The sequence below is a fragment of the Streptomyces sp. NBC_00090 genome, from assembly GCF_045160815.1.
Taxonomy (GTDB): Bacteria; Actinomycetota; Actinomycetes; order Streptomycetales; family Streptomycetaceae; genus Streptomyces.
This window is the reverse complement of sequence record NZ_CP108224.1, coordinates 2799128-2824101: the sequence shown is the minus strand read 5'-3', so window position 1 is coordinate 2824101 and position 24974 is coordinate 2799128. Positions and strand designations below refer to the sequence as shown.

The window sequence follows — 24974 nt, the reverse complement described above, 5'->3', positions numbered from 1 at the left end:
GGAAGCGCGGTAAGACTTTCTCTACTTCATCAAGGCACCCGCCGCGCACGGCGCGGCGCGCGCGGCCCGTCGTCCGGGCCTGCGCTCCTGTCTCCGCCCCGCTCCAGCCCGACCGCCGGCCGTACGCAATGCTCGGGTTGATGGGTGGGAGACCCCTCTGCGGCTGAGGCGGCCGGCTCCACGGCTTTGAAGCAGCCACTTTGGCGCGAGCCTCGCAGATCATGGCCCCAGCGTCGTGCTTCACCGGGCAGGTCCACAGACTGCCCGACGCGCCGGAAGCTTACGGAGCCGTGATCACTCGCCCCAAAGCCGCTCCACCAACCTCGACGCAGACACAGAGACGAGGGGACCGAGGCCTCGCAGGACCCCGAATCCCCGATTTCCCGCACTAGGCGACGGTAAGAATTCCACCAAAAACGAGGAGGGAGATAACAAATAGCACCAACTGGGTATTTATTCGGATACCGAAGTGCATTCGTATCTTGACGTCCGCCCTCTCGCGGTCCTTACTCTTCCTAGACATCGGAGCCACCTTCCCTCGGAGCTACCCGACTCGCCTGGCCGGGCCGGCGCGCCACGCCGACTCTGAGGGCTTTCATCACCGGTGGGACACCGCCTCAGGAAACTGACTCAATTGCAATCGTATACCCGCAAAACGGTCGCATCAAGGTAACGGCCAACCGATGGCGGCAAGTTGAAGCAGTAAATACCTCAAGGCGCCCGCCGCGTGCGGCCCGTCGTCCGGCCGCCGCTCCTGTCTCCGCCCCGCTCCGGCCGCCGGCCGCAGGCCCGACGGATCGGGTTGATGAGAAGCCAAGCAGGCCTTCAAGCACCGAAACCGTGACATGGCATGCGGAGCCACGAACGTTGCCGCCGGCAGTTGAGGGCCCCCATCGTCTCCTTCGCGGGTGGTGACCGAGGCCAAGGTCCCGGCGCCGGCGGAAATCGCGGCACGTCTCGGTATCGCCGAAGGGGACCTGTGCGTCCGCACCGTGTACGAGTTCCTCGCCGACGGTCGGCCCGTACAGCTGTCTACGAGCTGGGAGCCGTACGACCTCACGGCCGGCACCGTCGTCGTCCTTCCCGAGGGAGGGCCGCACGTCGGGGTGGGCGTCGCGAATCGCATGGCCGAGATCGGCATCATGGTCAGCCACGCAGTGGAGCAGCCGGAGCCGCGGCAGGCCACCGCCGAGGATGCGTCGCTCCTAGGGATTCAGAAGGCCTCCCTCGTCACGCACATCCGGCGAACGTACTACAGCGAACAGGGGCGGCCCGTGGAGACGGCGGACATCGTCGTGCCCGCCGCTTTGTGCGAGATCGTCTATGAGGTTCCGGTCAGCCGTTGACAGGCAGCGCCAGTCGACATGGGAGGGGGTGGGCGTGACGAGTGATCTTCAGTTCAGCTGGGAACTGGGCGGATCTGGATGGGCCGCGTGTCGAATCGCCGACACTGCTGCGGAGCAGAAGTACATCGTCAGCTACTGCACGGACGCTTTGGCCGACTTGCTGTTCGGGGTGGCGGGTCTGTACGGGACTTCGTCCGTGCAGCGGGTTTCCTTCGACCTCGAACCGGTCGAGGTGAGGTGGCGGCTCCAGCGCCGTGGGGCAGACGTGTACATCGCCATCTACTCTTTCCCGGACGTGAGCACGAGCTGGGACGCACCTGACGGGGAGGGCACCCTGTCCTGGAGCTCCACGCAACCCCGCCGTGTGTTCAGCCACGCAGTCATGGAAGCTGCCCAGGCTGTACTCAGCCTCCATGGCGAGGCCGGCTACATAGAGAAGTGGCATCGGTACCCGTTCCCTGTCGCTGCGCTGCAAGACCTTCGACGACTTCACCAGCGAGACGACGAGTGCGAGCAGTGCCAGGGCAGTCTCGATTCCTGACATCACCAGCTGACATCAACGAGCCCGGACGTGGGCGGTGTCAAGCGGTCGCCGACGGCGTGGTGACGTGCGGTCGAGGGCTCTGGACGGTGGGCCCAAGCGAACTTACAAAGCAGATGTCGGCGGTTCGAAACCGTCCGCGCCCACCAGTGAGAAGCCCTCAACCGATCATGGTTGGGGGCTTCTCCGTGTCTTGTGGATGCCACCTGACATCCACGGCTGCGCGAAGGGCGGCATTCCTGGCGACGCGGGTGATCGAGCGGGCGGGCCCTGTCCATGGTTGCCGAGGGCGGGCAGGACCCATCGAAGTGTCGTTCTCAGGAAGGAATCGAGATGATCTGCCAAGCGACCATGCCCGTGGCGCCGGCCGCTGCGCTGATATCGATCGGCAATTGTGCCGGCGCATTCTCGACGCGCCTGCCTACAGGTACTCCGTCACACGGCACGGACTGCGGAGCCTTGTCCGCGATGATGACCTTCACGGTCCCTGTGCCGACGCAAGCCACGGAGAGCTTGTAGGTCTTGCCCTTCTTGAGCGGGGAGAGACTGTGCACACCATCCCGAGCCCGCTCCAGTCCGGATTCCACGAACTCCGGGTCATCCGGCGAGACCGTTTCCAGCGCGGCCTTGGCGCGCTTGCCCTGGTCTTCCTCGCTTTCCCCTTGGGGTGATTGCGCCCCCGTCGGATTCCCCGTTGCCGATGCCGACGGAGTGCGCGGCGGTGTCGCATCGTCGGTGCAGCCGGCCATGAGGAGAGATGCGAAAGCGAGGGTTGCGGCCGCGGTCAGTGGCTTGCGGCGCAGTGTCGTCACGAGCTCGTCTGTGCGGCGAGGGCTGTCGCACGCCTGTGAGCCGGTCTCCCCGTTGGTCGATGCCTTCGGCAGCTGCACCAGAGATGGAGTGGTCACGGGCTCCGCTTCCTGGCTTGCAGCGTGGGCCGAGGATGCCAAGCCACTCGGCGGAGCCAGAGCGAGTACTGGGACGACAGTCCCCCGAGATGTAAAACGCATAGTTCCCCCACAACAAGACTGATCGTGAGGCCACCTGTTAGGTCAGTGAGGCAGCCCTGCGCGAAGAACGTAACCGTGTTCGCGGGGGGGTGAGGGAGAAACGAGCGTTCTTCTGAGCAAGAACTGAGGAAGCTGGACTTCGGCCGCTGTCAACGCATCCTGGCCACGGTCGAGTTCACCGCCTACCGCATCAGTGTTCGTCGCCCCGCGGTGTTGGTGGCACCCCCGCATCCTCCAGGGAGCGCTGTGGCTTCCCCTGCCCCGGGCCGGCCATTGTCGCGAGGATTCCTCGGCGAGCAAGACGCACCTGCGCGGTGTGCGGTTCGGAGCGAGCGTTGCCGGCGTGCCCAGCTTGTCCCGCCGGCTCTTCCTCGCGGTTGCACGCTAGCGTTCGCGCCGGACGGGACGGGAGTTGGGGGGAGTGGTGGGTGGGGTGGGTCAGACGCTCGATTTGCCTGCCGGCACCACCACGATCTGGTTCTCGTCCTCGTAGATGACCCGGCCGGGGTTCGAAGACACCACGCGACGGCACTCGACACCGTGCGCGGCGAGAAGCTCCAGGTATCCGTCCACACGCTTGATGAGACCTTCGGCAGACGCCTTGAACCAGGCCACAGCGCCTGGGTGCACCTTGGGGTCGTACACCTTCGGATCGATGCTGGTCGGGTTGGTGTAATTGGCGTCGTACCAGTCGTTGTTGGACCTCCAGAACCGATACTGCTCCTCGGTCAACCTGCCCTGTGCCGCGAGCTCATTGGCAAGAATGAAGACGCCGGGAAAGTGCCCTCGTGAATGCCGAACCGTTCCCTGGAACCGGACGTACAACGCTTGTTCCATGTGTGCTCCCTGTCGTCACCGGCCGGCAGTCGCATCAACTGAGGCCGTTCCATCGCCGCCCCCGTCGGCATTTTCCTGCTTGCCATCGTGTCCCGCGGCCTGGACCTGTTCATGTCCACGTCGGCGATGTGGGCCCGGACCAGTCTCGTGAGCGGCGGTACACGTCCTAGGCCGCCCAGACCACAAGGCCGACCGCGATCGCGCAGATCGCGAGACCGGTGACGAGCGCGCGGGCCTGGACGGAAAGGCGGCGGACGGCCGGCGTGCAGAGCAGGCCGATCGGTACGGCCGCGATGGCGAGGCAGATCGGCACCCAGCGGAGCGTGATCCCCTCGGTCGGCCCGCTGTCGGCCTCCGCCCACAGTGCCAGGAACCCCAGACACCCGAGCAGCGAGAGGGCGACCGCCCACAGCACGCCCGCCACCACGGCGACGCCGGTCTCACGGCGGCGCGGCGCCGGGCGGGCCGGGTGGCCGGGGCCGTAGAGCTTCGCGTACGTGTCGGGGTTCATGGCCGGCTCCTTCGCATGGGGTGACCCCATCGTCGGGTCCGGGGCGCCGACCGGGCATGGGCGCGACTGCTCATCTCCGGGCGGACACGTACTCAGCCTGCCAGGACTCTGTGGCCGTCTTCGGCGTAATGGTGTTCGTCGACCTGGTGGAGGGGCTTGGTCGGTAGTCGGGTCCGGTGGCGGAAAGTTGACGTGGGCCTGACCGGGCGGGTGTACTCCGGGCATGGCTGAGGTGGGGGACGCGCCCGAATCCGTGGTGCAGAGCGGTGAGATGACGCCGCAGCGGTACATCGAGACCAGGCTCGCGCAGTACCAGGAGTGGTACGACACCAAGGCGACCCGGATGAAGGCGATGCATCTGCGGATGCGGACCGTGTCCGTCGTCGGTGGGGCGCTCGTGCCGGTGTTCGTGAACGTGGATCTCGCGTTCGCGCGGGTCACCGCCACGGTGTTGAGCGTCGTGGTCGTCGCCGCCGTGTCGCTGGAGAGCGTGTACCGGTACCGGGAGCAGTGGAAGAACTACCGGTCGACCGAGCAGTTGCTCGGGCACGAGCGGGTCTACTTCGAGACCAAGGTGGGGCCCTACCACGGTCTGTCGAAGCGGGAGGCCTTCTCCGCGCTCGTCGCCCGGGTCGAGAGGGCCATCGCCGGCGAGAACTCGGCGACCCTGAACGTGATGACGCTCGGCGGGCAGGTCAACGCCGATGTGCAGCAGCACGGGATCCCGGCCGCTCGGCAGGAGCCGGAGAGTTCCTGAGGCGGCCGCGGGCCCCGGCGTCGTCGGGGCCCGCGGTCCGTCAGGTGCGGTGCGGGGTCAGCACCACTTGTAGTCGACCCGCGTCGAGTTGTACGAGCAGGTGTCGACGCTCGTGCCGTTGCTCTTGCGCAGCGTCGCCGTGTCCAGCGGCCGCGGTCACGGCCGCGAGCGTGCGTACACGAAGTATGAATGTCCCTCAGTTCTCTGCCAGGCACCCGCCGATGGGGCCGGCGAGCGCACAGGATATGCACGTCCTTCACTTCGTCTGCACAAGTTTCGGTCAGGTGAGGGAGAGGGAATTAGGGTTGCCGGATGGTCAGTGACGTACTGCGGATCACCGTTCTCGGGTCCGCCACCCCCTTCCCCCGGCCCGGAAACGCCTGCTCCGGCCATCTCGTCGAAGGCGGCGGCGTCCGCGTCTGGGTGGACGCCGGGACCGGGACGCTCGCGGAGCTCCAGCGGTACGTCGCCCTCGGTGGCGTCGACGCCGTCTGGATCTCCCACCTCCACGCCGACCACAGCGCCGATCTCCTCACCGCCTACTACGGGTTGCTGTACGCGGGGCTGGAGGTCGAGGTACCGGTGCCGCTCCTCGGTCCGGCCGGGATCGCCGACCGGCTCGCCGGGTTCCTCACCAACGGGCCCGACCGCAGTCCCGTCGAACGGGCTTTCGCCGTGCAGGAGTTGTACGACGGGCACGTCGCCCGCGTCGGCGGGCTCACCCTCCTCTCCCGGGCCGTCGACCATGCCGGTCCGGACGCCTTCGCGCTGCGCGTCGAGGACGAGGAAGGGCGCTCCCTCGTCTACTCGGGCGACTGCGAGCCCTGCCCCTCCCTCGTCGAACTCGCCCGGGACTGCGACCTGTTCGTCTGTGAGGCCGACGGAGAGGTACCTGGGCATCACTCCGCGGCACAGGCCGGGCGGAGCGCCGCCGCGGCCGGAGCCGGGCGGCTCGTCGTGACCCATGTGGGGTCCGGCGTCGGGCCCGCCGAGGCCGTCGCGCTGGCCGCCGCCGAATTCCCCGGCGAGGTCGCCCACGCCGACCCCGGGGCGCGGTTCGAGGTCACGCGTCGAAGTCGTACTCCAGGACGTACGACGAGGAGTCGAGCGTCATCTCGTTGAGCTCCACCGCGACCCCGGGCCCGGTGAAGGCCGTGCGCCCGATGAGGACCACCGGTGTGCCGAACTCCAGGGCGAGCCGGTCGGACTCGTCCGCCGTCGGCATCCGGCAGCGGATCTCCTCGCGGAAGCGCACCGGCCGGTGCCCCAGCTCGGTCAGCCGGGCGTAGGTGCCGCCCGGGCCCGTGTCCGGTTCGGTGATCGGCGTACCGCGCACCAGCTCCGCCGAGAGGTACGAGACGGAGAGCAGCACCGGCTTGGTGTCCAGGACGAAGCGGCGGCTGCGGACGCAGACCGGCGCGCCCGGCGAGAGGTTCAGCGCCCCCGCGACCCGCGCGCCGGCCGCCGCCTCGGCCACCTCGATCTGGTCGACGACCAGGGAGCGGTCCTCCACGTCGGCCGACCAGACCGAGCGGCCGCTGGCCCAGCGGTCGCCGGAGAGGCGAGGGATGCCCCGGCGGCGCAGCGGGCGGAAGACCCTGACGAAGACCCCGGCGCCCTTGCGGGCCTCGGCGAGACCCTCGTTGCGCAGGACGGACAGGGCCTGGCGGGCCGTCATCCGGGCCACGGCGTAGGTCGTCATGAGGTCGTTCTCGCCGGGGAGCCGGTCGCCCGGCGCGAAGGCGCCCGTCTCGATCGCGGTTCTCAACTCATCGGCGATGCGCTGGTACTTGGGCCGGCGGGCACTGTCCTGGTCAGTCACGGGTGGACCACTCCCTTCATCTGCGGGACACCCTACGGCGCACCCCCGGGCCAGGGTGCACACGTGTGCGCCGTCCCGCCGGGTCGATCCATCCATCGGGGGACATCTCTAGAGATACGTTGACAGGGCGGGGTCTCCCGGCTTCTCTTGTGGTCCCCAGGCTTCAGGATTCGGGACGGAGGGGACGCGTGCAGCCACTGCCCGAGGTCGGTGACCTCGTCCGCGACACCGCCACCGGGCGGGTCGGTTTCTACGTGAAGAGCGCCTCCGGGCGCTTCCTGATCCGGGCCGTCCACGGTGGTGCCGAGTGGGAGGCCGAGCCCTCCGACGTACAGCTCGCCACGCCCCTGCGAGAGCTGCGGGCCCGCGCCGCCGAGATCAACGCGCGCAGCAGACGCGGCCTCGGGACCTGAGGGGGCGGACAGGGCCGAGGCACGGGGGCCTGGTTGCCGGGTCTCGGGCGGTTGTCAGTGGCGCGCGCCACACTGGAGGTATGTGCCGCAGCATCAAGACGCTCCGACCGCCCGCGCTGCCCGAGGAGGCGACCGAGGAGGACTTCCACGCCGCCGCCCTGCAGTACGTCCGCAAGGTCTCCGGCTTCCGCGCTCCCGCCGCCCACAACCGCGAGGTCTTCGACCGGGCCGTGGACGAGATCACGGAGGCCACCGCGAAGCTCCTCGCCGGCCTGGAGGTGCGCGGGGCGCACCCCGACGTCAGGAGACCGGTGCGGGGGCCGCAGCCGGACGCCGTATGAGGTACGCGGCGAGGCCGCCCGCCAGGAAGAGCGCGAGGGTCGACACCCCCGCGCTGAACCAGGTCGCGCCCAGCCACTGGCCGCCCAGCCAGCCGAGCCCCACGCTGTAGGACGCCCAGGTCACGCCCGCGAGCGCCGACCACGGCAGGAAGTCCTTGATCCGTCGCTTCGCCGCGCCCGCTCCGAGGGAGACCACGGAGCGGCCCGCCGGGGCGAAGCGTGCGAGCACCACGAGCAGCCCGCCGCCCCTGGCCAGCGCCGTGCCGAGACGTTCCTGCGCCAGGGAGAGGCGCCGGGAGCGGGCTATGGCCCGGTCCAGCCTGGCGCCGCCCCGTCGTGCCAGGCGGTACGCCAGGAAGTCGCCGAGCACCGAGGCGCCGGCGGCGCAGAGGAGCAGGGGCAGGACGGACGGCACGTCGGGGGAGGCCGCGGTGGCCGTCGCCGCGGCCGTGGCCGCGGTGATCACCAGGAAGCCGCTCGGCAGTACGGGCAGGAAGACGTCGAGCAGGATCGACGCCGCCACCACCGGGTAGATCCACGGGCCGGCGGTCAACGACCGCAGCGAGCCGAGGCTGTCGAGCAGATTCACAGGGCCAGAGCCTACGCGGGGGTGGGGGAGCCCCCGCCGGGCGGGTGCCGGGCGAGGGCCGGGCGAGGGCCGGGAAGGGGCCGGGCGGGCGCCTGGAGGGTGTTGGGCGGGCGTGGTGCCCCGTGCCGCGTACGGGAAAGGCCGGAAACCGTGCTGCGGTTTCCGGCTCGTTCCTCTAGGGCGCCCGCCCGGCGTCCGGCGTCCGGCGCGGCGCCTGGCGCCTTCCTGGTGCCTGTCTCGTGCCGGGCGCCCGGTGTCTGGTTCAGGCCGCTATCGGCGCGCCCTGCTTCTCGCGCTCCTCGCCGGCCTTCGCGGCCGTGCCGCCCCTGGCCCCGAGGAGCCGGTCGAGGGCCAGTGCGCCGGGGCCGGTGAAGACGAGCAGTGCGAAGCACCAGCAGAACAGGGCCGCGCTCTCACCGCTGTTCTGCAGCGGGAAGAGGGCCTCCGGCTGGTGGACCTTGAAGTACGCGTACGCCATCGAGCCCGAGGCGAGGAACGCGGCGCTCCGGGTGCCGACTCCGGCCAGCACCAGGACGCCGCAGACCAGCTGGATCACGGCCGCGTACCAGCCCGGCCAGGTGCCGGCCGGGACGGTGCCGCCCATCGCCCCGCCGAGGACGCCGAAGAGCGAGGCGGCGCCGTGGCAGGCGAAGAGGAGGCCGACGACGATCCGGAAGAGGCCGAGCGCGTAGGGCCGGCCCTGGTCCAGGCGGGCCGCGAGGCTGTTCGGGCTGCTGTCGGGGCTGTTGTCAGGGCTGTTGTTCATGGGGAACTCCTTCGGCCTGACCCCGTCCGTGGGGGAACGGGGCATGGGGGACGGAAACCGACGAGGCCGTAAGGTTAGGCACCCCTCACTAGTACTTGCAAGTTCAACATTCGGCCACCGGGGAGTGTGTGGTGCGGTTCACTCCCCGGGGCCGCTGTGATGACGGTGGTTCAGGAGGGATGTGGTCAGCAGCCGTTGAGGACGGACTGCAGGGCGCTCTTCTCCGCGGAGTCGATGCTGAGGTTCCAGTGGTACTTCACGTGCACCCACGCCCGGGCGTACGTGCAGCGGTACGCCGTGCGGGAGGGCATCCACTCCGCCGGGTCCAGGTCGCCCTTGGCCTGGTTGACGTTGTCGGTGACGGCTATGAGCTGGGGTCGGGTCAGGTCGTTCGCGAAGGCCTGGCGCTGCGAGGTGGTCCACGCGTTGGCGCCCGAGCGCCAGGCCTCGGACAGGGCGACGACGTGGTCGATGTCGAGGTCGGAGGCGGCGGTCCAGGTGGCGCCGTCGTACTGGGAGTACCAGCTGCCGCTGACGGAGGCGCAGCTGGAGTCGGTGACGACGTTCACGCCGTCGCGCTTGAGGACGGTCTCGCGGGTGTTGCAGGCCCCGGACTGGGTGATCCAGTGCGGGAACAGATCCCTGCTGTAGCCGGAGGAGGAACCTTCCGCCTTGACGGTGAGGGCGGCCAGGTAGGTGCGGGCGGTGGCCGCGCTGACCGGGGTCGGCATGGCGGCCTGGGCGGCCGGTGCCGTGGCGAGGAGGCCGGTGACGGTGAGGGCGGCGGAGGTGGCCAGTACAGCGAGTCGACGCGCGTAGATCATGCCGACGGGCATGTGAACTCCCTTGAAGTGGGGGGACCTTGGCTGGGTGCCGTCCCCGCGGGGGTGCCGGGCGCTGGCCCGGTCATCGTGGCGGCGCCAGGTTTCCGTGGGGGGTGCGCCAGGTAACAGGGTGGCGACATGGGCACGTCACATCAAGGGGTGTGACGCGGACTGATGGAGCGACAGATTCCGCCAGGTGCCCTCCCGTTGCGGGAGCGCTCTACTGTGACCGTGTGCTTCTGGACGTGAACGTCACCTTTGGGGCGGTACTCGCCGTCCTGCTCTCCCTCTCCGCCGGAGTCGTCGCCCTCGCGCACCTCGGCCGGGCCCGCGACACCCTGTTCGCCGGCGCGCGGGCCGCCGTCCAGCTGGTAGCCGTCTCGCTCGTGATCGGGTGGGTGGTCCGCTCCGTACCGCTGCTGCTCTGCTTCCTGCTCCTGATGTACGCGGTGGCGGTACGGACGGCCGGCCGGCGGGTGGTGCCGGCGCCCGGGCGCGACTGGTGGTGGGCGGGCGTGCCGATCGCCGCCGCCGTGGCGCCGGTCGTCCTCGCGCTCGTCGTCACCGGGCTCGTACCGGTGAAGGGGATCACGCTCGTGCCCGTGACCGGCATCCTCGTCGGTGGCGCCCTCACGGCCACCGTCCTCGCCGGGCGGCGGGCGCTCGACGAGCTGGAGACGCGGCGGGGCGAGGTGGAGGCGGGTCTCGCGATCGGGCTCGTCGAGCGGGAGGCCCGGCTCGAAGTGGCGCGGAAGGCCGCGGCCGACGCCCTGCTCCCCGGCATGGACCAGACCCGCACGGTGGGGCTCGTCACGCTGCCCGGGGCCTTCGTGGGGATGCTTCTCGGCGGTGCTTCACCGCTGCACGCGGGCGCCGTCCAGCTCTTCGTGCTCATCGCGCTGCTCGCGGTGCAGGCGGTGGCCGCCGCGACCACCCTGGAACTGGTCGCGCGCGGCCGGATCGCCCGGCCGTGCGCGGATGCGGTGGAGAGCTCCACAGGTCCTGTGGTCGGGCGGTGATGCGGGGAGGGGGCCCTATGGGTCCTGCGGGTCCTGCGGGCCTATGAGCCCTACGGCAGGGCGGTGAGCGTGATCGTGCCGTCGGCGGCGGCCTCGACCCGCAGGTGGGTGAGGTCGGCGACGTGGAGGTCGGGGGCCAAGGCCGCCGCGCGCGGGCCCACGCCCACGATCCGCATGCCGGCCGCGCGGCCCGCCTGGATGCCTGCCTCGGAGTCCTCGAAGACGACGCAGTCCGCCGGGTCGAAGCCCAGCTCCGCCGCGCCCTTGAGGAAGCCCTCGGGGTCCGGCTTGCTGGCCCCGACGCACTCGGCGGTGACCCGGGTCGCGGGTATCGGGAGGCCGGCCGTGTCCATCCGGGCCCGGGCGAGGGCCTCGTTGGCCGAGGTGACCAGGGCGTACGGCAGCTCGGCGATCGCGGCCATGAAGGCGGGGGCGCCGGGAACGGGCACGACGCCGTCGATGTCGGCGGTCTCCTCGGCGAGCATCACCCGGTTGTCGGCGTAGTTCTCTTCCATCGGTCGGTCCGGTAGGAGGACGGCCATGGTCGCGTACCCCTGGCGGCCGTGGACGACCTTGAGGACGGCGTCCGCGTCGAGCCCCTGCCGCTCCGCCCAGCGTCGCCAGCAGCGTTCGACGACGGCGTCCGAGTTGACGAGCGTGCCGTCCATGTCGAGGAGGAGGGCGCGGGCGGTGAGCTGTGCCGGGGTGGTGGCAGGCATCGGGTCTCCAGAGAGGGGTGCGGAGAACGAAGCGGTCCCGCCCGCCGGTCAGGGAGTACGGGCGGGGCCACTTTGTTTTTCTACGATACAAAACCGAGGGCCGTCTTGGCCAACCGGTCCCGGGGCGGGCGGGCTCGCGGGTCGCCCAGGGAGTCGCGGCTCACGCGCCCGGGCTACCGGCTCCGGGCTCGGGCTCGGGCGCCCAGGGCTCAGGTGTCCGGTGTGGCCTCTTCCAGGTGGCTGCGCGTGTAGGGGCCGTACACGCCCTCCGGGTCCTGCCGGGGATAGATCCACTGCTGGTAGACGGCGACCGCCTCCCACACCTCCTCGTCGTACTTTCCGTCGAATTTGCCGCGGTAGATCCACAGGGCGGCCAGCCGCCGCTGGAGCTCCCGCACCTCGGACCCGCTGGAGCCGAGGCTCAGCGTGACCGCCTCCTCCTCGCTCTCCCCGGGCGGCAGGGAGGAAGGGGTGGCCGTCGTCGGCGCCGTCGCCGGGCCGGACGGGAGATCCGTCGTCGAGGTGGCGGCTGGGGCGGCCGAGGTGGTGGCCGCGGGAGGGGCTGCCGAGCCCGTCGCCGACGGGCTGGGGCTCGCGGTGGTGCCGCTCGCGGAGGGGGTGGAGGTGGGGGAGGCGGAGGTCCGGCGCGGGGTCGGCGAGGAGGAGGTCGGCTCCGGGCTCCCGGACGAGGGCGACGGAGCTTCCGACACGGCGAGGTTCAGGGACGCGCTCGTGGTCACCTCGGGCACGGCCGCCCGGTCGTCGGAGTCGTCCCCGCCGCCGAGTACCGCCGCCGCGAGGGCCGCGGTGCCCGCCACGGCCACGGCTGCCACCGCCGCGACGACCAGGCCGCGCCGGCGTCCGCGCGCCGACTCCGCGCCGGACGAGCGGTCGTACGCGCGGTCGTACGCGCGGTCGTGTCCGGGCTCGACGATGCGGCCGATGCCGTGCAGCAACAGCGGCATCGTCTCGGAGGGGTCGCCTTCGGGGTGCGTGCCGGGGTGCGAGCCCGCGGGCTCGTACCCCGCCGGGTGCGCGCTGGTGGGGTACGCGGTGGTGGCGTACTCCTCCGATGTGTACTCCTGCGACGCGTACTCCTGCGACGCGTACGCCCCCGGAACCGCGCCCGCGTCCGCGCCCGGCGGAGGCGCTCCCGGTCCCGCCCCCACGCCCTCCGGCCGGATCGCCGCCAGCTGAGCCGTCGGCGGGTCCTCCGCCGGGCCCGCCGCGCCGGGCGCGAGCCCCTCGCCCGCGTGCTCCGCCGCGTCCAGCGTCACGTACGGCCTGATCCGCAGCGGATCGAAGTCCTCGGCCGCCGCTATCTCCGCTCGGACGCAGGCGCAGCCCGGTCTGTGTACACCGCATTCAGGACAGACATGTCCGGTCATGATGGGTCCCCTCCCCGAGACAACTGCGAGCGATTATGCAGCCCGCCCCTGTTGGACGGGTGAACGGCCGTGTCTTTCGGCAGGCCATATCCGGACATCCGGACCAGGATGGAGGAGCTGTCCGAGGAGAGGCGCGCTCAGACGCCCGCGGTGACGCGCGGAGACGCCCGCGGTGACGCGTACGGAGACGCCCGAGCAGAGGTCCGAGCAGAGGTCCGAGTAGAGGTCAGAGCAGAGGTCAGAGCAGAGGCCCGAGGAGACGCCCATGGCCCAGGAAACGAGCCCGCCCCAGCTCGGCGGCGGCGACGACCCCGTGCCGGGGGAGGGGCAGAGCCGTCGCACCGTGCTCGTCGCGATCGGCGCGCTCCTGCTCGGCATGCTGCTCGCCGCCCTCGACCAGACCATCGTCTCCACCGCCCTGCCGACCATCGTCAGCGAGCTCGGCGGCATGGACCACCTCTCCTGGGTGGTCACCGCCTACATGCTGGCGTCCACGGCGGCCACCCCGCTCTGGGGCAAGCTCGGCGACCAGTACGGCCGCAAGAAGCTCTTCCAGGCCGCCATCGTCATCTTCCTCATCGGCTCCGCCCTCTGCGGCATCGCCCAGAACATGCCGCAGCTCATCGCCTTCCGCGCGGTGCAGGGCCTCGGCGGCGGCGGTCTCATGGTCCTGTCGATGGCGATCGTCGGCGACCTCGTCTCCCCGCGCGAGCGCGGCAAGTACCAGGGCCTCTTCGGCGCCGTCTTCGGCGCCACCAGCGTCCTCGGCCCGCTGCTCGGCGGCCTCTTCACCGAGCACCTGTCCTGGCGCTGGGTCTTCTACATCAACCTGCCGATCGGGATCGTCGCCCTCTTCGTCATCGCCGCCGTGCTCCACATCCCGGTGCGCTCCACCCCGCACGCCATCGACTACCTCGGCACCTTCCTCATCGCCTCGGTCGCCACCTGCCTGGTCCTGGTGGCCTCCCTCGGCGGCACCACCTGGGCCTGGGGCTCGCCGCAGATCATCGGCCTCGCCGTCCTCGGAGCCGTACTCCTCGTCTGGTTCGTGTACGTCGAGCGGCGGGCCGCCGAACCCGTCCTGCCCCTCAAGCTGTTCCGGATCCGCACCTTCACCCTGGTCTCGGTCATCAGCTTCGTCATCGGCTTCGCGATGTTCGGCGCGATGACCTACCTCCCCACCTTCCTCCAGGTGGTGCAGGGCGTCAGCCCGACCATGTCCGGCGTCCACATGCTGCCCATGGTCCTCGGCATGCTCATCACCTCGACCGCCTCCGGCCAGATCGTCTCCCGCACCGGCCGCTGGAAGGTCTTCCCGATCGCCGGCACGGCGCTCACGGCGCTCGGACTGCTCCTCCTCAACGAGCTGACGGAGACCACGTCCACCTGGGAGATGAGCGCCTACTTCTTCGTCTTCGGCGCCGGGCTCGGACTCGTCATGCAGGTCCTCGTCCTGGTCGTGCAGAACGCCGTCTCCTACCAGGACCTCGGCGTCGCCACCTCGGGAGCCACCTTCTTCCGCTCCATCGGCGCCTCGTTCGGCGTCGCCGTCTTCGGCACCATCTTCACCAACCGGCTCACCCACAAACTCGACGACGTCTTCGCGAGCGCGGCGAGCGCCGGACAGGACATCCCTCCCGGCATCGGCCCCGAACAGGTCGCCGCCGACCCGCGCGCCATCTCCGAACTCCCGTCCGAGCTGCGCCCCTCCGTGCTGCACGCGTACGCGACGTCCATCACCGACGTCTTCCTCTACGCGGCGCCGGTCGTCCTCGTCGCCTTCGTCGTGGCCTGGTTCCTCAAGGAGGACAAGCTGCGCGGCTCGGTCACCGCGCCCGACACCAGCCAGACCCTCGCCTCCAACCCGGTCGAACGCTCCTCGTACGACGAGTGCGCCCGCGCGCTCTCCGTCCTCGGCTCCCGCGAGGGCCGCAAGGAGATCTACGAGAAGATCACCGCCCGCGCGGGGCTCGACCTGCTGCCCGCCGCGAGCTGGCTGCTGCTCAGGATCCGCCGCCACGGCACCGTCGAACCGGCCAGGCTCGCCGAGACCACTCCCGTACCGCTCCGGGCGATCACGGACGCCTCCCGGCAGGTGGAGGAACGGCGACTGGCCGCCCGGGAGGGGGTCCAGCTGATCCTCACCGAGGAGGGCGTACAGGCGGCGACGAAGCTGGCCGAGGCGCGTGAGGAGTCGCTCGCCGAACTTCTCGGCGACTGGTGGGGGCCCGACCGGCCCACCGACCTGGTGCAACTGGTGGAGGAACTGACGGCCGAGCTGTGCGGCTCCGACGGGGAACGGCCCCGCACTCCCGAGCCGCCCCGCGACCACCAGGCCTAGCGAACGAGCGGGCGCAGGGACGCAACTCTTCGCCGCCGAACCCTGTATGACCATCACTCAGAAGGCCTCAGTACGCTGTCCCCTTCGAGATCGCTTCACAGGGGGACGGGCAGGATGAGCAGCGAGGATTCACGCGGGTACGGCGGCCACGACACGTACGGCGGCCACGGCGCGCATGGAGGGTACGGCGGCCCCGACGCACCCGGAGCACCCGGAGCGCCCGGAGCGTACGGCGGGCAGGCCGGGTACGGCGGGCAGGGCGGATACGGCGGGCAGGGCGGGTACGTGCCGGTGGCGCCGACCGCTCCGGCGCGCGTGGCCTCGCACCGAGGCGCCTGGATCGGCGCGGGAGCCACTCTGGTCGCGGCGGTCATCGGCGTCGTCGGTACGTACCTGGTGAGCAGCAACAACGACGGAGGCCGCACACCGCCCGCCGCGCAGGGCCCGGAGACCTCGGCCACCACGCAGGGGGAGGAGGCCGGGGGCGACGACGGCGCGTCCTCGGACTCGTCGGGGAGCCCGGAGTCCGAGCCGCCGAGCCAGGACTCCTCGCGGTCCCCGGAATCGCAGGCTCCCACGACCGCGGCCCCGCCCGCGAAGCCGGCCGGCACGGTCGAGTGGCAGGGCGCCCTGGCGATCACGTACACGGAGGACAAGGATCTGGACTCCGCGCCCCCCGTGGAGTCCGAGATCAACGAGGAGAACGACTTCTCCGTCTACCCGTTCGGCACCACCCACATGCTGCGGCCCGAGGGTGAGACCAAGGCGCTGGTGTGGAAGGACTCGACGAAGGCGCCCTCGTACGCGGAGTGCGCCGGTGTCGTCGACACCCTGGGAACCTCGACGGACATGAAGATGAAGACGGGCCTGGTCGTCTGCGCCCGCACGAACGACGGCCGGCTCGCCCGGCTGACGGTGAAGGAACTGACCGGGCAGGCCTCCGACACGAGCGGTGTCTTCGACGTCGTCGTCTGGAGCCGCTGAATTCCCTGGCCGGAGAACCCCCGGTCAGGGAACCCCTGGTCAGGGAACCCCGGTCGGCGAACCTCCCGTCGGAGAACCCCTGGTCAGAGCTCCTTGCCGTACCAGACGTCCATGTACGGGCCCGTGCAGTAGGCCGGGATCTCCGCGTACCCGTGCCGCGAGTACAGGGCGCGCGCCTCGACCAGGTCCAAGCGGGTGTTGAGGACCATCCGGCGGGCGCCGAGGCCGCGCGCCGCGTCCTCCAGATCGCCGAGCAGGGCCCCGGCCCCGCCCAGGCCGCGGAAGGCGTGACGCAGGAAGACCCGGGTCAGCTCGGCCCGCTCGCCGTCGAGCAGCAGCACCCCGCCACAGCCAGCCGCCTTGCCCTCGTACCGCGCGACGAGGAACTGCCCGGTCGGCGGGGTGAGCAGCTCGACCCCGTCGTTGGTCAGCCCCTCGTCGATCTCCGCCCCGGTCGCCGGTCGCTTCCAGTAGCGGCTGGCGACGTCGTCGTAGTAGTCGCGGCGGAGGGCGGTGGCGTCCGGGGTGTCGACGCGCTCGGGGGAGAAAGTCCAGGTCATGGGCGTCATTCTGGGGCGCGTACGACCTGGGGCGCACCTCAGTTCTTCGGCGACGCCTGCTGTACGACCTCGAAGGACCAGAGGGTGGACCCGGAGGCGGCGGGCTTCGGCCGCTCGCCACCCTCACTGCCACCGCCGCCCTGGTGCGCGGCCTTCATGGAACCGCTCATCCAGTTTTGGAAGTCCTCCTCGCTGCGCCACCGGGTGTAGACGAGGTACTGGTCGGTGCCCTCCAGCGGGCGCAGCAGCTCGAACCACTCGAACCCGTCGGACCCCTCCACGGCCCCGGCACGAGAGGCGAACCGCTGCTCCAGCACCTCACGCTGCTCGGCCGGAACGGTCAGGACGTTGATCTTCACGATGCTCATGGAAGGCAGGATATGACCCAGAGTCCCACCGCTCTCCGGGCGGACACGGTACAGACGCTGGCCGCGCGCTGGTTGTCCCGTCTCGGGGGCGGTGACTTCGTCGTGTCGCCCCTCGGGTTGTGGCTGGCGCTCGGGGCCGTGGCCTCCGGGGCGCGGGGGCGGACCGGGGAGGAGCTGGCGGGGCTGCTCGGGGTCGAGGGGGAGGCGGCGGCCGGGGCCGTGACCGGGGCAGAGCGGTGGCTCGGGGGGACGGACGGGGTCGCGGCTGCGACCGGGGTGTGGAGCACGGTGCCCGTGCGAGAGGGCTTCCGGCGCGGGCTGCCCGGTGTCCGGTTCGGGGTGCTGCCCGGTGCCGCCTACCTCGCCTTGCCCGACGAGGTCCTCGGAGCGACGGACGACATGTCGTGGGGCGAGATCCCCGACGCCCAGGAAGAGCTCGACGCATGGGTGCGGCGGGCCACCGGCGGCCGGATCGCGCGGCTGCCCCTCGATCTGGACGGGTCCGAGGACCTCGTCCTGCTCAGCGTCCTGGCCCTGAAGGCCTCCTGGCTGACCGCCTTCCCCGGGCACCTCACCCGGGACGAGCCGTTCACCGACGGGCACGGCGACACCCGGCCCGTACCGACCATGCGGCAGCGGATTCCCGCCGGGTGGGTCTGGTACGTGGGCGGGGTCGTCGTTGTCGAGCTGCCGTGCGGCGGGGACGGTGACGGTGACGGGGGTGCTCGGGTGCGGTTCGTGCTGGGGGCGGAGGGGGCCGGGCCCGTCGACGTGCTGCCCGCCGCCTGGGCCGCTGCCGGCGAACGGACCCCGCTCGTGGCCGACTCGGCCGACCTCGCCCTGCCGCGCTTCACGCTCCGCACGAAGACCGACGTCCGTCCGCATCTCGACGCGCTCGGGGTCGGGCTCGCCCTGCGGCCCGGGGCCGACTTCTCGGGGATCTCGGACGCGGACCTCTACATCGACAAGGTCCTGCAGGAGGTGGTGGTCGAGGTCGCCGAGGAGGGGGTCGAGGCGGCGGCCGTCACCCAGGTGACGATGACCCGCAGCGCGGCCGCGCCCCGCCCGCAGGTGGTGGAGCGGATCGCCTTCGACCGGCCCTTCGGGGTCGTCGTCCTCGACGGGGCGGGCGAGGTGCCGTTGTTCGTGGGGTGGCGGCAGAGCGCGCCGGGGCCTGAGCCGGTGGTCTGAGACCGTAGGCCTGAGCCCGGGGGCCTGAGCCGGGGGCCTAGGCCACCACGCGGGCCAGCAGCAGGCCGTCGTAGCCCTTCGTGCCGACCGTCTGGAGCGCGGTCGCGTCCAGTCGGGGTTCGCGCGCCACCAGTTCGAACATCTCGCGGGTGCCGGTGACGGCCGGGTCGTCCGGGTGCTCGGTGGTGATCCTTCCGCCGCGCACCACGTTGTCGACGACGATCACGGTGCCCGGGCGGGAGAGCTTCAGCGCCCACTCCACGTACCGCGGGTTGTTGACCTTGTCCGCGTCGATGAAGACCAGGTCGAAGGGGCCCACGCCCTCCGCCTCCAGCTGCGGCAGGCTGTCCAGGGCCGCACCCGTCCGGACCTCGACGATCTTGTCGAGGCCGGCGTGGGCGATGTTGGCGCGGGCGACGTCCGCGTGGGCGGGGTCGTACTCCAGGGTGATCAGCCGCCCGTCGGCGGGCAGGGCGCGCGCCAGCCAGATCGTGCTGTAGCCGCCGAGGGTGCCGATCTCCAGGATGTTCCGGGCGCCCTGCGTCGCGGCGAGCAGGTGGAGCAGCTTTCCCTGGTTCGGGGCGACCGCGATCTCGGGCAGGCCGGCCGCCGTGGACGCGGCGAGCGCGGCGGTCAGCGCCTCGTCCGGCGGGGCGAGCAGCTCGGTGACGTAGTGGTCGACGTCGTTCCAGTGGGTGTTCGTCGAGTGAGGGGTCGTCATACGGCCGAACGTACACCGGGGGCGGGGTCCCGGCGGCGTCTCGACGCCCGTACGGCGAGGAGCGTCGCGGCCGTCGCGAGCAGCGCGCCGCCGCCGACGGTCGCCAGCCATGCGGGGATTCCGCCGCCTATCGTCAACAGTCGGTCGGTGTAGACGACTTCGCGGTACGGGGTGTCCGCGACCGTCCGGAGGTGGTGGTCGTCGTCGATGCGTCCGGGGTTCGGGAACTCCTGTTCCAGGACCGTCAGGTGCACCGGGCCGCCGCCCGCGAGTGCGGCCACCGCGCCCTCGGGCCGGTCGATCCGGCCGGCGAAGGTGACCTCGGGGCGGTCGCCGCCGATGGGGGAGCGGGGCTCCATCCGGTGGTCGGCGAGGACGTACAGGCCGAGGCTCTGGGCGGTCTTCGCGAGCCGCGAGAGCCGCATGGGGTAGACGAGTTCGGGGGAGGCGAAGGCGATCCGCAGCGGGGTGAGCTCGCCGGAGAGGACGGCGTCCTGCTCCTGGGGTGCGAGGCGGACCGCGACGTACTCCCAGCTCCGCTCCACGTACGGCTGGAGCGCGCCGGTCAGCCGCTCGGGCAGCTCGAAGCCGTTGGTGCGCAGCCAGTCGCCGAGGGCCCCGGGGTCGGTGGCGGTCAGCCGGGCCACGTCGAAGGGGCCGAGCCGTTCGCGGCCGACGACGCCGACGCCGGCGCCCGCGCCGGGCGGGGCGGCGCCGGCCCCGTCCATGTCGTCGTCGGCGAACGGCCAGTCGTCCGAACGCGGCCAGAAGTAGAAGCGGTCGCGCTCCTCGGGCTCGGTGAGCCGGTCGAGTTCGTCGAAGAGCGCCGGGTCGCCGAGGGACACGTCGGCCCGGCTGGGCACCGGCATGATCCAGGCGGCCCGCTTGGCGTTCCCGTGGACGCGGAAGCGCATGACGACGGTCTCGGTGCTCCCGTCCCAGCGGACCGCCGACTCCTCCCGGTCGACGCCGATGCGCTCGGCCGCGTCCGGGATCATGGCGCCGCAGCCGCAGGCGTACGCCGGTGCGACGAGCGAGCCGAGCTGGAGCGCGAGCAGCGCGATGATGGTGGTCAGGATTCTGGTGCGCAGAATCCTGGTGCGCAGAATTCTGGTGGTCAGGCTTCTTCTCTGTGTCCCCCGCATGTGGGGTCGGACGCGGTCGACGGCGTTCCGGTTCCGTGTGGCGTGCCGTCCGCCCGGCCACTCACGCCGTGCGGACCCTGAGTTCCTTCACCCCGTTCAGCCAGGCGGCCCGCAGCCGCCGGGGTTCACCGACGAGCGTGAGGTCGGGCAGGACGTCCGCGATCGCGTTGAAGATCAGCTCGATCTCCTTCACGGCGAGGGACTTGCCCAGGCAGAAGTGCGGTCCGCCGCCGAAGCCGAGGTGCGGGTTGGGGTCGCGGGTGATGTCGAAGCGCTCGGGGTCGGTGAAGACCTCGGGGTCGTTGTTGGCGGAGGAGTAGAAGATGCCGACGCGGTCGCCCTCGCGGATCTTCTGGCCGCCGATCTCGGTGTCCTGGGTCGCGGTCCGCTGGAAGGAGACCACCGGGGTCGCCCAGCGCACGATCTCCTCGGCGGTGGTCGCCGGCCGCTCCCGCTTGAAGAGCTCCCACTCGTCGGGGTGGGTGAGGAAGGCGTGCATGCCGTGGCTGATGGCGTTGCGCGTGGTCTCGTTGCCGGCGACGGCGAGGAGGAGGACGAAGAGGCCGAACTCGTCGGAGGAGAGGTTTCCCTGGCCCTCCGCGGCGACGAGTTGGCTGACGATGTCGGCGGCCGGGCACTCCTTGCGGGCGGCGGCCATGGTCATCGCGTAGCCGATGAGTTCCATGGCGGCCTCGGCGCCGACCTCTTCGGTGATGGCGTACTCGGGATCGTCGTACGCGATCATCTTGTTCGACCAGTCGAAGATCCGGGAGCGGTCCTCCTGGGGGACGCCGATGAGCTCGGCGATCGCCTGGAGGGGCAGTTCGACGGCGACCTGGGTGACGAAGTCGAAGGTGCCGTCGGGTCCGGCACCCTGCCGGGCCTCCTCGGCGATGGCGCGGGCGCGGTCGCGCAGGGCCGTCTCCAGGGTCCGGATCGCCCGGGGGGTGAAGCCGCGCTGGACGATCTGGCGGACCCGGGTGTGCTCGGGCGGGTCCATGTTGAGCATGATCAGCTTCTGGACCTCGATCTGCTCGGCCGTGATGTGCTCGTTGAAGCGGATCACGGCGGTGTTCGCGTTCGAGGAGAACAGTTCGGGGTGGGTGGAGACGTACTTGACGTCCGCGTGGCGCGTGACGGCCCAGTACCCCTCGTCCTGGAAGCCCGTGATGCCGGCCGGCTGGGGGCACCACCACACCGGTGCCGTCTGCCGCAGTTGGGCGAACTCCGGGAAGGGTATGCGGGTACGGAGGAGATCGGGGTCGGTGGCGTCGAACCCTTCGGGGAGATGAGGACAGGGCATCGGCAACACGCCTCCATAATCTGATGGTCCATCAGAAGTTGCCGGGAAAGTTAGTAACGAGTTCTCCAAGTAGCAAGGGGCGGGGCGGGAACTGTTGCGTCCCGGACCCTTGCGTACCCGGGGTAGCAGTCATAAGACTGCACTCAGAACTAGAACGCGTACTAGTTCCCCCGTGACGCCGACCGGACGGGGTGCCGGGACACCCCGAGCGGTCGAGGAGAGGACGAGCTCATGGCCGCGGAACCCGTCATCGTCGAAGCCGTACGCACCCCCATCGGCAAGCGCGGAGGCGCGCTCGCCAACCTCCACCCCGCCTACCTCCTGGGCGAGACCTACCGCGAACTCCTCGGCCGCACCGGCATCCACGCCGACTGCGTCGAACAGATCGTCGGCGGTACCGTCACCCACGCCGGCGAGCAGTCCATGAACCCGGCGCGCACCGCCTGGCTCACCATGGGCCTGCCGTACGAGACGGCCGCCACCACCGTCGACTGTCAGTGCGGCTCCTCGCAGCAGGCCAGTCACATGGTCGCCAACATGGTCGCGGCCGGCGTCATCGACATCGGGATCAGCTGCGGCATCGAGGCCATGTCCCGCGTCCCGCTCGGCTCCGGTTCCAAGCACGGCCCCGGCAAGCCCTTCCCCGACGAGTGGAACGTCGACCTGCCCAACCAGTTCGAGGCCGCCGAGCGCATCGCCCGCCGCCGCGGCCTCACCCGCGAGCGCGTCGACTCCCTCGGCCTGCTCTCCCAGGAACGGGCCGCCATCGCCTGGTCCGAGGAGCGGTACAAGCGCGAGACCTTCGCCGTCCAGGTCCCCACCACGGAGGCCGAACAGGCGGCGGGACAGGGCATGTGGCGGCTCGTCGACCGGGACGAGGGCCTGCGCGACACGACCATGGAGGGCCTCGGCCGGCTCAAGCCCGTCATGCCGACCGCCGTCCACACCGCCGGGAACTCCTCCCAGATCTCCGACGGCGCCTCCGCGATCCTCTGGGCCTCCAAGCGCATGGCCCGCGCCCTCAAGCTCCGCCCGCGCGCCCGGATCGTCGCCCAGGCCCTCGTCGGCTCCGACCCGCACTTCCACCTCGACGGGCCGATCGACGCGACCCGTGCCGTACTCGGCAAGGCGGGGATGACCCTCAGGGACATCGACCTCGTCGAGATCAACGAGGCCTTCGCCTCGGTGGTGCTGAGCTGGGCGCAGGAGTTCGAGCGGGACCTGGACGGGCTGGAGAAGGTCAACGTCAACGGCGGCGCCATCGCCCTCGGCCACCCGGTCGGCGCCACCGGGGCCCGGCTCATCACCACCGCCCTGCACGAACTGGAGCGCACCGACAAGGAGTTCGCGCTCATCACCATGTGCGCGGGTGGGGCGCTGGCCACCGGCACCATCATCCAACGGCTCTGACCCCCGCACTCCTGATCCTGATCCTGCTCCTGCTCCTGCTCGCGCGGACCGGAGTCGTCAGGCCGGGAGTCGCTTCCGGGCGTCCGTGACCAGCCCGGCGAGGTACGTCCCCGCCGACGGGGACTCCCGCGCCAGCGTCGCCGCCTGGCCGGCCCACAGGTTCAGGTACTCGGGGCGGTTCTGCTCGGCGGCGGCCCGGCGGATCGGCTGCATCAGGGCGTTCTGGACCGGGTAGGGCGGTACGGCGTCCTCGTGGGCCGCCATGTCCCGGACGAAACCGTTCGGGACGCCCCGGGCCGTGCGTCCCGAGAAGAGCCGGGTGAGCACGGTGGTACGGGCCTCCGGGGTGCCGAGGATCCGCCGGTGGGCCTCGCTCGCCCCCGACTCGCGGGCGGCGAGGAAGCCGGTGCCGATCTGGACGGCGTCCGCGCCCAGGGCGAGCGCGGCGGCGATCCCGCGCCCGTCGGCGATCCCGCCCGCCGCGACCACGGGGACGGTCACCGCGTCCGCCACCTGCGGGACGAGGGAGAAGGTGCCGACCAGGGACTCCCGTACCGGCCGGAGGAAGGCGCCCCGGTGGCCGCCGGCGTCGCTGCCGGAGGCGACGACCGCGTCCGCGCCGGCCCGCTCCAGGGCCACGGCCTCCTCGACGGTCGTCGCCGTGCCCACCACGACGATGCCGCGCCGCCGGGCCTCCGCGACGAGGCGGCGCGGCGGCAGGCCCATGACCAGGCTGATCACCGGCGGGGCCGCCGCGAGCAGGGCGTCCAGCTGTTCGTCGAAGTCCGGCCACGCCCGTACGTCCCCGGCGTCCGGCGGCCGTACGCCCAGCTCCTCGTAGTACGGCCGGAGGCGTTCGGCGTGCGTCACCGGATCCGTGACGGCGGCGAGCGCCTCCGCCTCGCCCTCCTGCGGGACCCAGAGATTCACGGCGAAGGGGCGGTCGGTGGCCGCGCGGAGCCGGGCCACGAGCGCGGTGATCTCCTCGGGGCCGAGGACGTGCGCCCCGTACGAGCCGAGGCCGCCGCCCTCGGACACGGCCGCCGCGAGGGCGACGGAGGACAGGCCGCCGCCGAAGGGGCCCTGGACGACGGGGAGCACGGTCCCGACGAGCTCACCGAAGCGGCCGGGACCGAGGGCGTCCGGACCGTCGCTCCCGAAGACGTCGTTGCTCCCGAAGGTGTTGTCGCGCCCGAGGTCGTCGTCGCGCCCGGAGCCGTCGTCGTGCCCGAGCGGGGTGGGTACTGCGGACATGGGGCGGCCTCCGGCGTCGCGGCGGGATCCTGGGTCCGCCGACACGGAGACACTAGACGACCGGTCTACTAAATTTCCAGCGCACCCGCAGTGCACCCGCAGCGCGCCCCGGCGACCCTCCGGCCCAGCCCGGAAAACGCCGCAGGCCCCGCCCCTCCGAGAGGAGGGCGGGGCCTTGCGGGTGCGCTGTGCGGCGGCGGGTTTCTTAGTACCAGCCGTTGGCCTGCCAGAACGCCCAGGCGGCGTTCGGGGAGCCGTAGCGCTCGTTCATGTACTCCAGGCCCCACTTGATCTGGGTGGCCGGGTTGGTCTTCCAGTCGGAACCGGCCGAGGACATCTTCGAGGCCGGCAGGGCCTGGACCAGGCCGTAGGCGCCGCTGGACGAGTTGGTCGCGGTGTGGTTCCAGTTCGACTCGTGCTCGACGATCTTGCTGAAGGACGCGTACTGCGAGGCGGGGACGATGTCACGAGCGAGCTCCTGCGGGCTGGCGGCCGAAACCGAGCCCGTCGTGCCGAGCACCGCACCCGACGCGCCCAGCAGCACGGCTGCGGTGACGGCGAAGGTCTTCTTGCGGGCGGCGACACGAGTGGTGAGCGAGCTGATCAACGTATTTACCTAACGTCGGGAACAAGGGTCGCGCCGGGCGATTTCGGCAAGCCGGAACCAGAGCCCGGGGGACCCGGGGACTGGGGGGAACCGGCCGACCGAGGCGCTGTGGTGAGCACCGGCTGCCTGGCGACGTCCACCAGACAAGCAGGGCTGGAACGCCGATGCAACGACCCCCAGTACGAGGAAGGTTCGGACCCGGCAGGA

General features: G+C 71.2%; 26 protein-coding genes and 1 pseudogene. 11 read left to right on the top strand and 16 right to left on the bottom strand.

The features are described from left to right. Nucleotides 1-914: 914 nt before the first annotated feature. Nucleotides 915-1346: pseudogene (locus OG361_RS12460) on the top strand (UTRA domain-containing protein); the annotation flags it as partial. 34 nt (nt 1347-1380) lie between these two features. Continuing rightward, on the top strand, nt 1381-1887 hold the full coding sequence (locus tag OG361_RS12455) for a hypothetical protein (protein WP_405853389.1): 507 nt from the start codon (nt 1381-1383) through the stop codon (nt 1885-1887). Between the two features lie 317 nt (nt 1888-2204). Here the strand turns inward: OG361_RS12455 and OG361_RS12450 are convergent, their stop codons facing one another. The 3 genes from OG361_RS12450 to OG361_RS12440 form a co-directional block, all read right to left on the bottom strand. Further along, complete coding sequence (locus tag OG361_RS12450) at nt 2205-2699, bottom strand: hypothetical protein (RefSeq protein WP_405853388.1); 495 nt, start codon at nt 2697-2699, stop codon at nt 2205-2207. A 636-nt stretch (nt 2700-3335) separates the two neighbouring features. Then, complete coding sequence (locus tag OG361_RS12445) at nt 3336-3734, bottom strand: hypothetical protein (protein ID WP_405853387.1); 399 nt, start codon at nt 3732-3734, stop codon at nt 3336-3338. 166 nt (nt 3735-3900) lie between these two features. Next, the gene (locus OG361_RS12440; protein ID WP_405853386.1) at nt 3901-4245 is read right to left on the bottom strand and encodes a hypothetical protein; all 345 of its coding nucleotides are present in this window, start codon (nt 4243-4245) and stop codon (nt 3901-3903) included. 223 nt (nt 4246-4468) lie between these two features. Between OG361_RS12440 and OG361_RS12435 the strand changes: the two genes are divergently transcribed. Next, complete coding sequence (locus OG361_RS12435; protein WP_405853385.1) at nt 4469-5002, top strand: DUF4231 domain-containing protein; 534 nt, start codon at nt 4469-4471, stop codon at nt 5000-5002. A 312-nt stretch (nt 5003-5314) separates the two neighbouring features. Continuing rightward, the gene (locus tag OG361_RS12430; RefSeq protein ID WP_405853384.1) at nt 5315-6124 is read left to right on the top strand and encodes an MBL fold metallo-hydrolase; all 810 of its coding nucleotides are present in this window, start codon (nt 5315-5317) and stop codon (nt 6122-6124) included. Here OG361_RS12430 and OG361_RS12425 read toward each other — a convergent pair. Continuing rightward, nucleotides 6066-6824, bottom strand: coding sequence for a GntR family transcriptional regulator (locus tag OG361_RS12425; RefSeq protein ID WP_405853383.1), 759 nt, complete (start codon nt 6822-6824; stop codon nt 6066-6068). The genes OG361_RS12430 and OG361_RS12425 overlap by 59 nt on opposite strands. A gap of 188 nt (nt 6825-7012) precedes the next feature. On the opposite strand from OG361_RS12425, the gene OG361_RS12420 reads away from it, so the two are divergent. Beyond that, nucleotides 7013-7237, top strand: a complete 225-nt coding sequence (locus OG361_RS12420; RefSeq protein WP_405853382.1) for a hypothetical protein — start codon at nt 7013-7015, stop codon at nt 7235-7237. An 80-nt stretch (nt 7238-7317) separates the two neighbouring features. Then, nucleotides 7318-7578, top strand: coding sequence for a DUF2277 domain-containing protein (locus tag OG361_RS12415; protein ID WP_405853381.1), 261 nt, complete (start codon nt 7318-7320; stop codon nt 7576-7578). Here the strand turns inward: OG361_RS12415 and OG361_RS12410 are convergent. The 3 genes from OG361_RS12410 to OG361_RS12400 all read right to left on the bottom strand — a co-directional run bounded on the left by OG361_RS12410 (nt 7538) and on the right by OG361_RS12400 (nt 9769). Continuing rightward, nucleotides 7538-8167: a DedA family protein gene (locus OG361_RS12410; RefSeq protein WP_384561927.1), complete on the bottom strand. Its 630-nt coding sequence runs from the start codon at nt 8165-8167 to the stop codon at nt 7538-7540. The two genes, OG361_RS12415 and OG361_RS12410, sit on opposite strands and share 41 nt — an antisense overlap. A gap of 262 nt (nt 8168-8429) precedes the next feature. Then, the gene (locus tag OG361_RS12405) at nt 8430-8933 is read right to left on the bottom strand and encodes a DoxX family protein (protein WP_405853380.1); all 504 of its coding nucleotides are present in this window, start codon (nt 8931-8933) and stop codon (nt 8430-8432) included. Nucleotides 8934-9118: 185 nt separating this feature from the next. After that, the gene (locus OG361_RS12400; protein WP_384561933.1) at nt 9119-9769 is read right to left on the bottom strand and encodes an HNH endonuclease family protein; all 651 of its coding nucleotides are present in this window, start codon (nt 9767-9769) and stop codon (nt 9119-9121) included. 221 nt (nt 9770-9990) lie between these two features. Here OG361_RS12400 and OG361_RS12395 point away from each other — a divergent pair, with 221 nt between their 5' ends. Further along, the gene (locus OG361_RS12395) at nt 9991-10776 is read left to right on the top strand and encodes an ABC transporter permease (RefSeq protein ID WP_405853379.1); all 786 of its coding nucleotides are present in this window, start codon (nt 9991-9993) and stop codon (nt 10774-10776) included. Between the two features lie 50 nt (nt 10777-10826). Here OG361_RS12395 and OG361_RS12390 read toward each other — a convergent pair whose 3' ends face one another. Both OG361_RS12390 and OG361_RS12385 read right to left on the bottom strand, forming a co-directional pair. Beyond that, nucleotides 10827-11495, bottom strand: coding sequence for an HAD-IA family hydrolase (locus OG361_RS12390; RefSeq protein WP_405853378.1), 669 nt, complete (start codon nt 11493-11495; stop codon nt 10827-10829). 209 nt (nt 11496-11704) lie between these two features. Next, a complete protein-coding gene (locus tag OG361_RS12385) occupies nt 11705-12883 on the bottom strand; it encodes a peptidoglycan-binding protein (RefSeq protein ID WP_405853377.1) in 1179 nt (392 codons plus the stop codon). A gap of 265 nt (nt 12884-13148) precedes the next feature. Between OG361_RS12385 and OG361_RS12380 the strand changes: the two genes are divergently transcribed. Further along, the gene (locus OG361_RS12380; RefSeq protein ID WP_405853376.1) at nt 13149-15224 is read left to right on the top strand and encodes a DHA2 family efflux MFS transporter permease subunit; all 2076 of its coding nucleotides are present in this window, start codon (nt 13149-13151) and stop codon (nt 15222-15224) included. A 114-nt stretch (nt 15225-15338) separates the two neighbouring features. Further along, on the top strand, nt 15339-16208 hold the full coding sequence (locus OG361_RS12375) for a hypothetical protein (protein WP_405853375.1): 870 nt from the start codon (nt 15339-15341) through the stop codon (nt 16206-16208). 83 nt (nt 16209-16291) lie between these two features. Here the strand turns inward: OG361_RS12375 and OG361_RS12370 are convergent, their stop codons facing one another. Both OG361_RS12370 and OG361_RS12365 read right to left on the bottom strand, forming a co-directional pair. Beyond that, a complete protein-coding gene (locus tag OG361_RS12370; protein WP_405853374.1) occupies nt 16292-16777 on the bottom strand; it encodes a GNAT family N-acetyltransferase in 486 nt (161 codons plus the stop codon). Nucleotides 16778-16806: 29 nt separating this feature from the next. Next, nucleotides 16807-17136, bottom strand: a complete 330-nt coding sequence (locus OG361_RS12365) for an antibiotic biosynthesis monooxygenase family protein (RefSeq protein WP_405853373.1) — start codon at nt 17134-17136, stop codon at nt 16807-16809. 12 nt (nt 17137-17148) lie between these two features. On the opposite strand from OG361_RS12365, the gene OG361_RS12360 reads away from it, so the two are divergent. Further along, nucleotides 17149-18327, top strand: a complete 1179-nt coding sequence (locus OG361_RS12360) for a serpin family protein (protein WP_405853372.1) — start codon at nt 17149-17151, stop codon at nt 18325-18327. A 37-nt stretch (nt 18328-18364) separates the two neighbouring features. On the opposite strand, the gene OG361_RS12355 is transcribed toward OG361_RS12360, so the two are convergent. The 3 genes from OG361_RS12355 to OG361_RS12345 all read right to left on the bottom strand — a co-directional run bounded on the left by OG361_RS12355 (nt 18365) and on the right by OG361_RS12345 (nt 21496). After that, on the bottom strand, nt 18365-19048 hold the full coding sequence (locus OG361_RS12355; protein ID WP_405853371.1) for an O-methyltransferase: 684 nt from the start codon (nt 19046-19048) through the stop codon (nt 18365-18367). Beyond that, nucleotides 19045-20193 carry a DUF2330 domain-containing protein gene (locus OG361_RS12350; protein WP_405853370.1) on the bottom strand — a complete coding sequence of 383 codons (1149 nt, stop codon included), beginning with the start codon at nt 20191-20193 and terminating at the stop codon, nt 19045-19047. The genes OG361_RS12355 and OG361_RS12350 overlap by 4 nt, the downstream gene beginning before the upstream one ends. Before the next feature lie 61 nt (nt 20194-20254). Further along, complete coding sequence (locus OG361_RS12345) at nt 20255-21496, bottom strand: cytochrome P450 (RefSeq protein WP_405853369.1); 1242 nt, start codon at nt 21494-21496, stop codon at nt 20255-20257. 231 nt (nt 21497-21727) lie between these two features. Between OG361_RS12345 and OG361_RS12340 the strand changes: the two genes are divergently transcribed. After that, nucleotides 21728-22906 (top strand): steroid 3-ketoacyl-CoA thiolase, encoded by a 1179-nt coding sequence (locus OG361_RS12340; protein WP_405853368.1) that lies wholly within the window; start codon nt 21728-21730, stop codon nt 22904-22906. A gap of 57 nt (nt 22907-22963) precedes the next feature. Here OG361_RS12340 and OG361_RS12335 read toward each other — a convergent pair whose 3' ends face one another. Then, nucleotides 22964-24160: an NAD(P)H-dependent flavin oxidoreductase gene (locus OG361_RS12335; RefSeq protein ID WP_405853367.1), complete on the bottom strand. Its 1197-nt coding sequence runs from the start codon at nt 24158-24160 to the stop codon at nt 22964-22966. Between the two features lie 205 nt (nt 24161-24365). Then, nucleotides 24366-24767: a transglycosylase SLT domain-containing protein gene (locus OG361_RS12330; protein WP_405853366.1), complete on the bottom strand. Its 402-nt coding sequence runs from the start codon at nt 24765-24767 to the stop codon at nt 24366-24368. Nucleotides 24768-24974 lie beyond the last annotated feature (207 nt).

Bases quoted from the DNA above. Each gene is read 5' to 3' on its own strand.
- OG361_RS12400 (WP_384561933.1), bottom strand. From the start codon at position 9,769: ATGCCCGTCGGCATGATCTACGCGCGTCGACTCGCTGTACTGGCCACC.
- OG361_RS12435 (WP_405853385.1), top strand. From the start codon at position 4,469: ATGGCTGAGGTGGGGGACGCGCCCGAATCCGTGGTGCAGAGCGGTGAG.
- OG361_RS12355 (WP_405853371.1), bottom strand. From the start codon at position 19,048: ATGACGACCCCTCACTCGACGAACACCCACTGGAACGACGTCGACCAC.
- OG361_RS12350 (WP_405853370.1), bottom strand. From the start codon at position 20,193: ATGCGGGGGACACAGAGAAGAAGCCTGACCACCAGAATTCTGCGCACC.
- OG361_RS12405 (WP_405853380.1), bottom strand. From the start codon at position 8,933: ATGAACAACAGCCCTGACAACAGCCCCGACAGCAGCCCGAACAGCCTC.
- OG361_RS12365 (WP_405853373.1), bottom strand. From the start codon at position 17,136: ATGAGCATCGTGAAGATCAACGTCCTGACCGTTCCGGCCGAGCAGCGT.
- OG361_RS12340 (WP_405853368.1), top strand. From the start codon at position 21,728: ATGGCCGCGGAACCCGTCATCGTCGAAGCCGTACGCACCCCCATCGGC.
- OG361_RS12360 (WP_405853372.1), top strand. From the start codon at position 17,149: ATGACCCAGAGTCCCACCGCTCTCCGGGCGGACACGGTACAGACGCTG.
- OG361_RS12375 (WP_405853375.1), top strand. From the start codon at position 15,339: ATGAGCAGCGAGGATTCACGCGGGTACGGCGGCCACGACACGTACGGC.
- OG361_RS12385 (WP_405853377.1), bottom strand. From the start codon at position 12,883: ATGACCGGACATGTCTGTCCTGAATGCGGTGTACACAGACCGGGCTGC.
- OG361_RS12380 (WP_405853376.1), top strand. From the start codon at position 13,149: ATGGCCCAGGAAACGAGCCCGCCCCAGCTCGGCGGCGGCGACGACCCC.
- OG361_RS12430 (WP_405853384.1), top strand. From the start codon at position 5,315: ATGGTCAGTGACGTACTGCGGATCACCGTTCTCGGGTCCGCCACCCCC.
- OG361_RS12445 (WP_405853387.1), bottom strand. From the start codon at position 3,734: ATGGAACAAGCGTTGTACGTCCGGTTCCAGGGAACGGTTCGGCATTCA.
- OG361_RS12370 (WP_405853374.1), bottom strand. From the start codon at position 16,777: ATGACGCCCATGACCTGGACTTTCTCCCCCGAGCGCGTCGACACCCCG.
- OG361_RS12440 (WP_405853386.1), bottom strand. From the start codon at position 4,245: ATGAACCCCGACACGTACGCGAAGCTCTACGGCCCCGGCCACCCGGCC.
- OG361_RS12335 (WP_405853367.1), bottom strand. From the start codon at position 24,160: ATGTCCGCAGTACCCACCCCGCTCGGGCACGACGACGGCTCCGGGCGC.
- OG361_RS12390 (WP_405853378.1), bottom strand. From the start codon at position 11,495: ATGCCTGCCACCACCCCGGCACAGCTCACCGCCCGCGCCCTCCTCCTC.
- OG361_RS12415 (WP_405853381.1), top strand. From the start codon at position 7,318: ATGTGCCGCAGCATCAAGACGCTCCGACCGCCCGCGCTGCCCGAGGAG.
- OG361_RS12345 (WP_405853369.1), bottom strand. From the start codon at position 21,496: ATGCCCTGTCCTCATCTCCCCGAAGGGTTCGACGCCACCGACCCCGAT.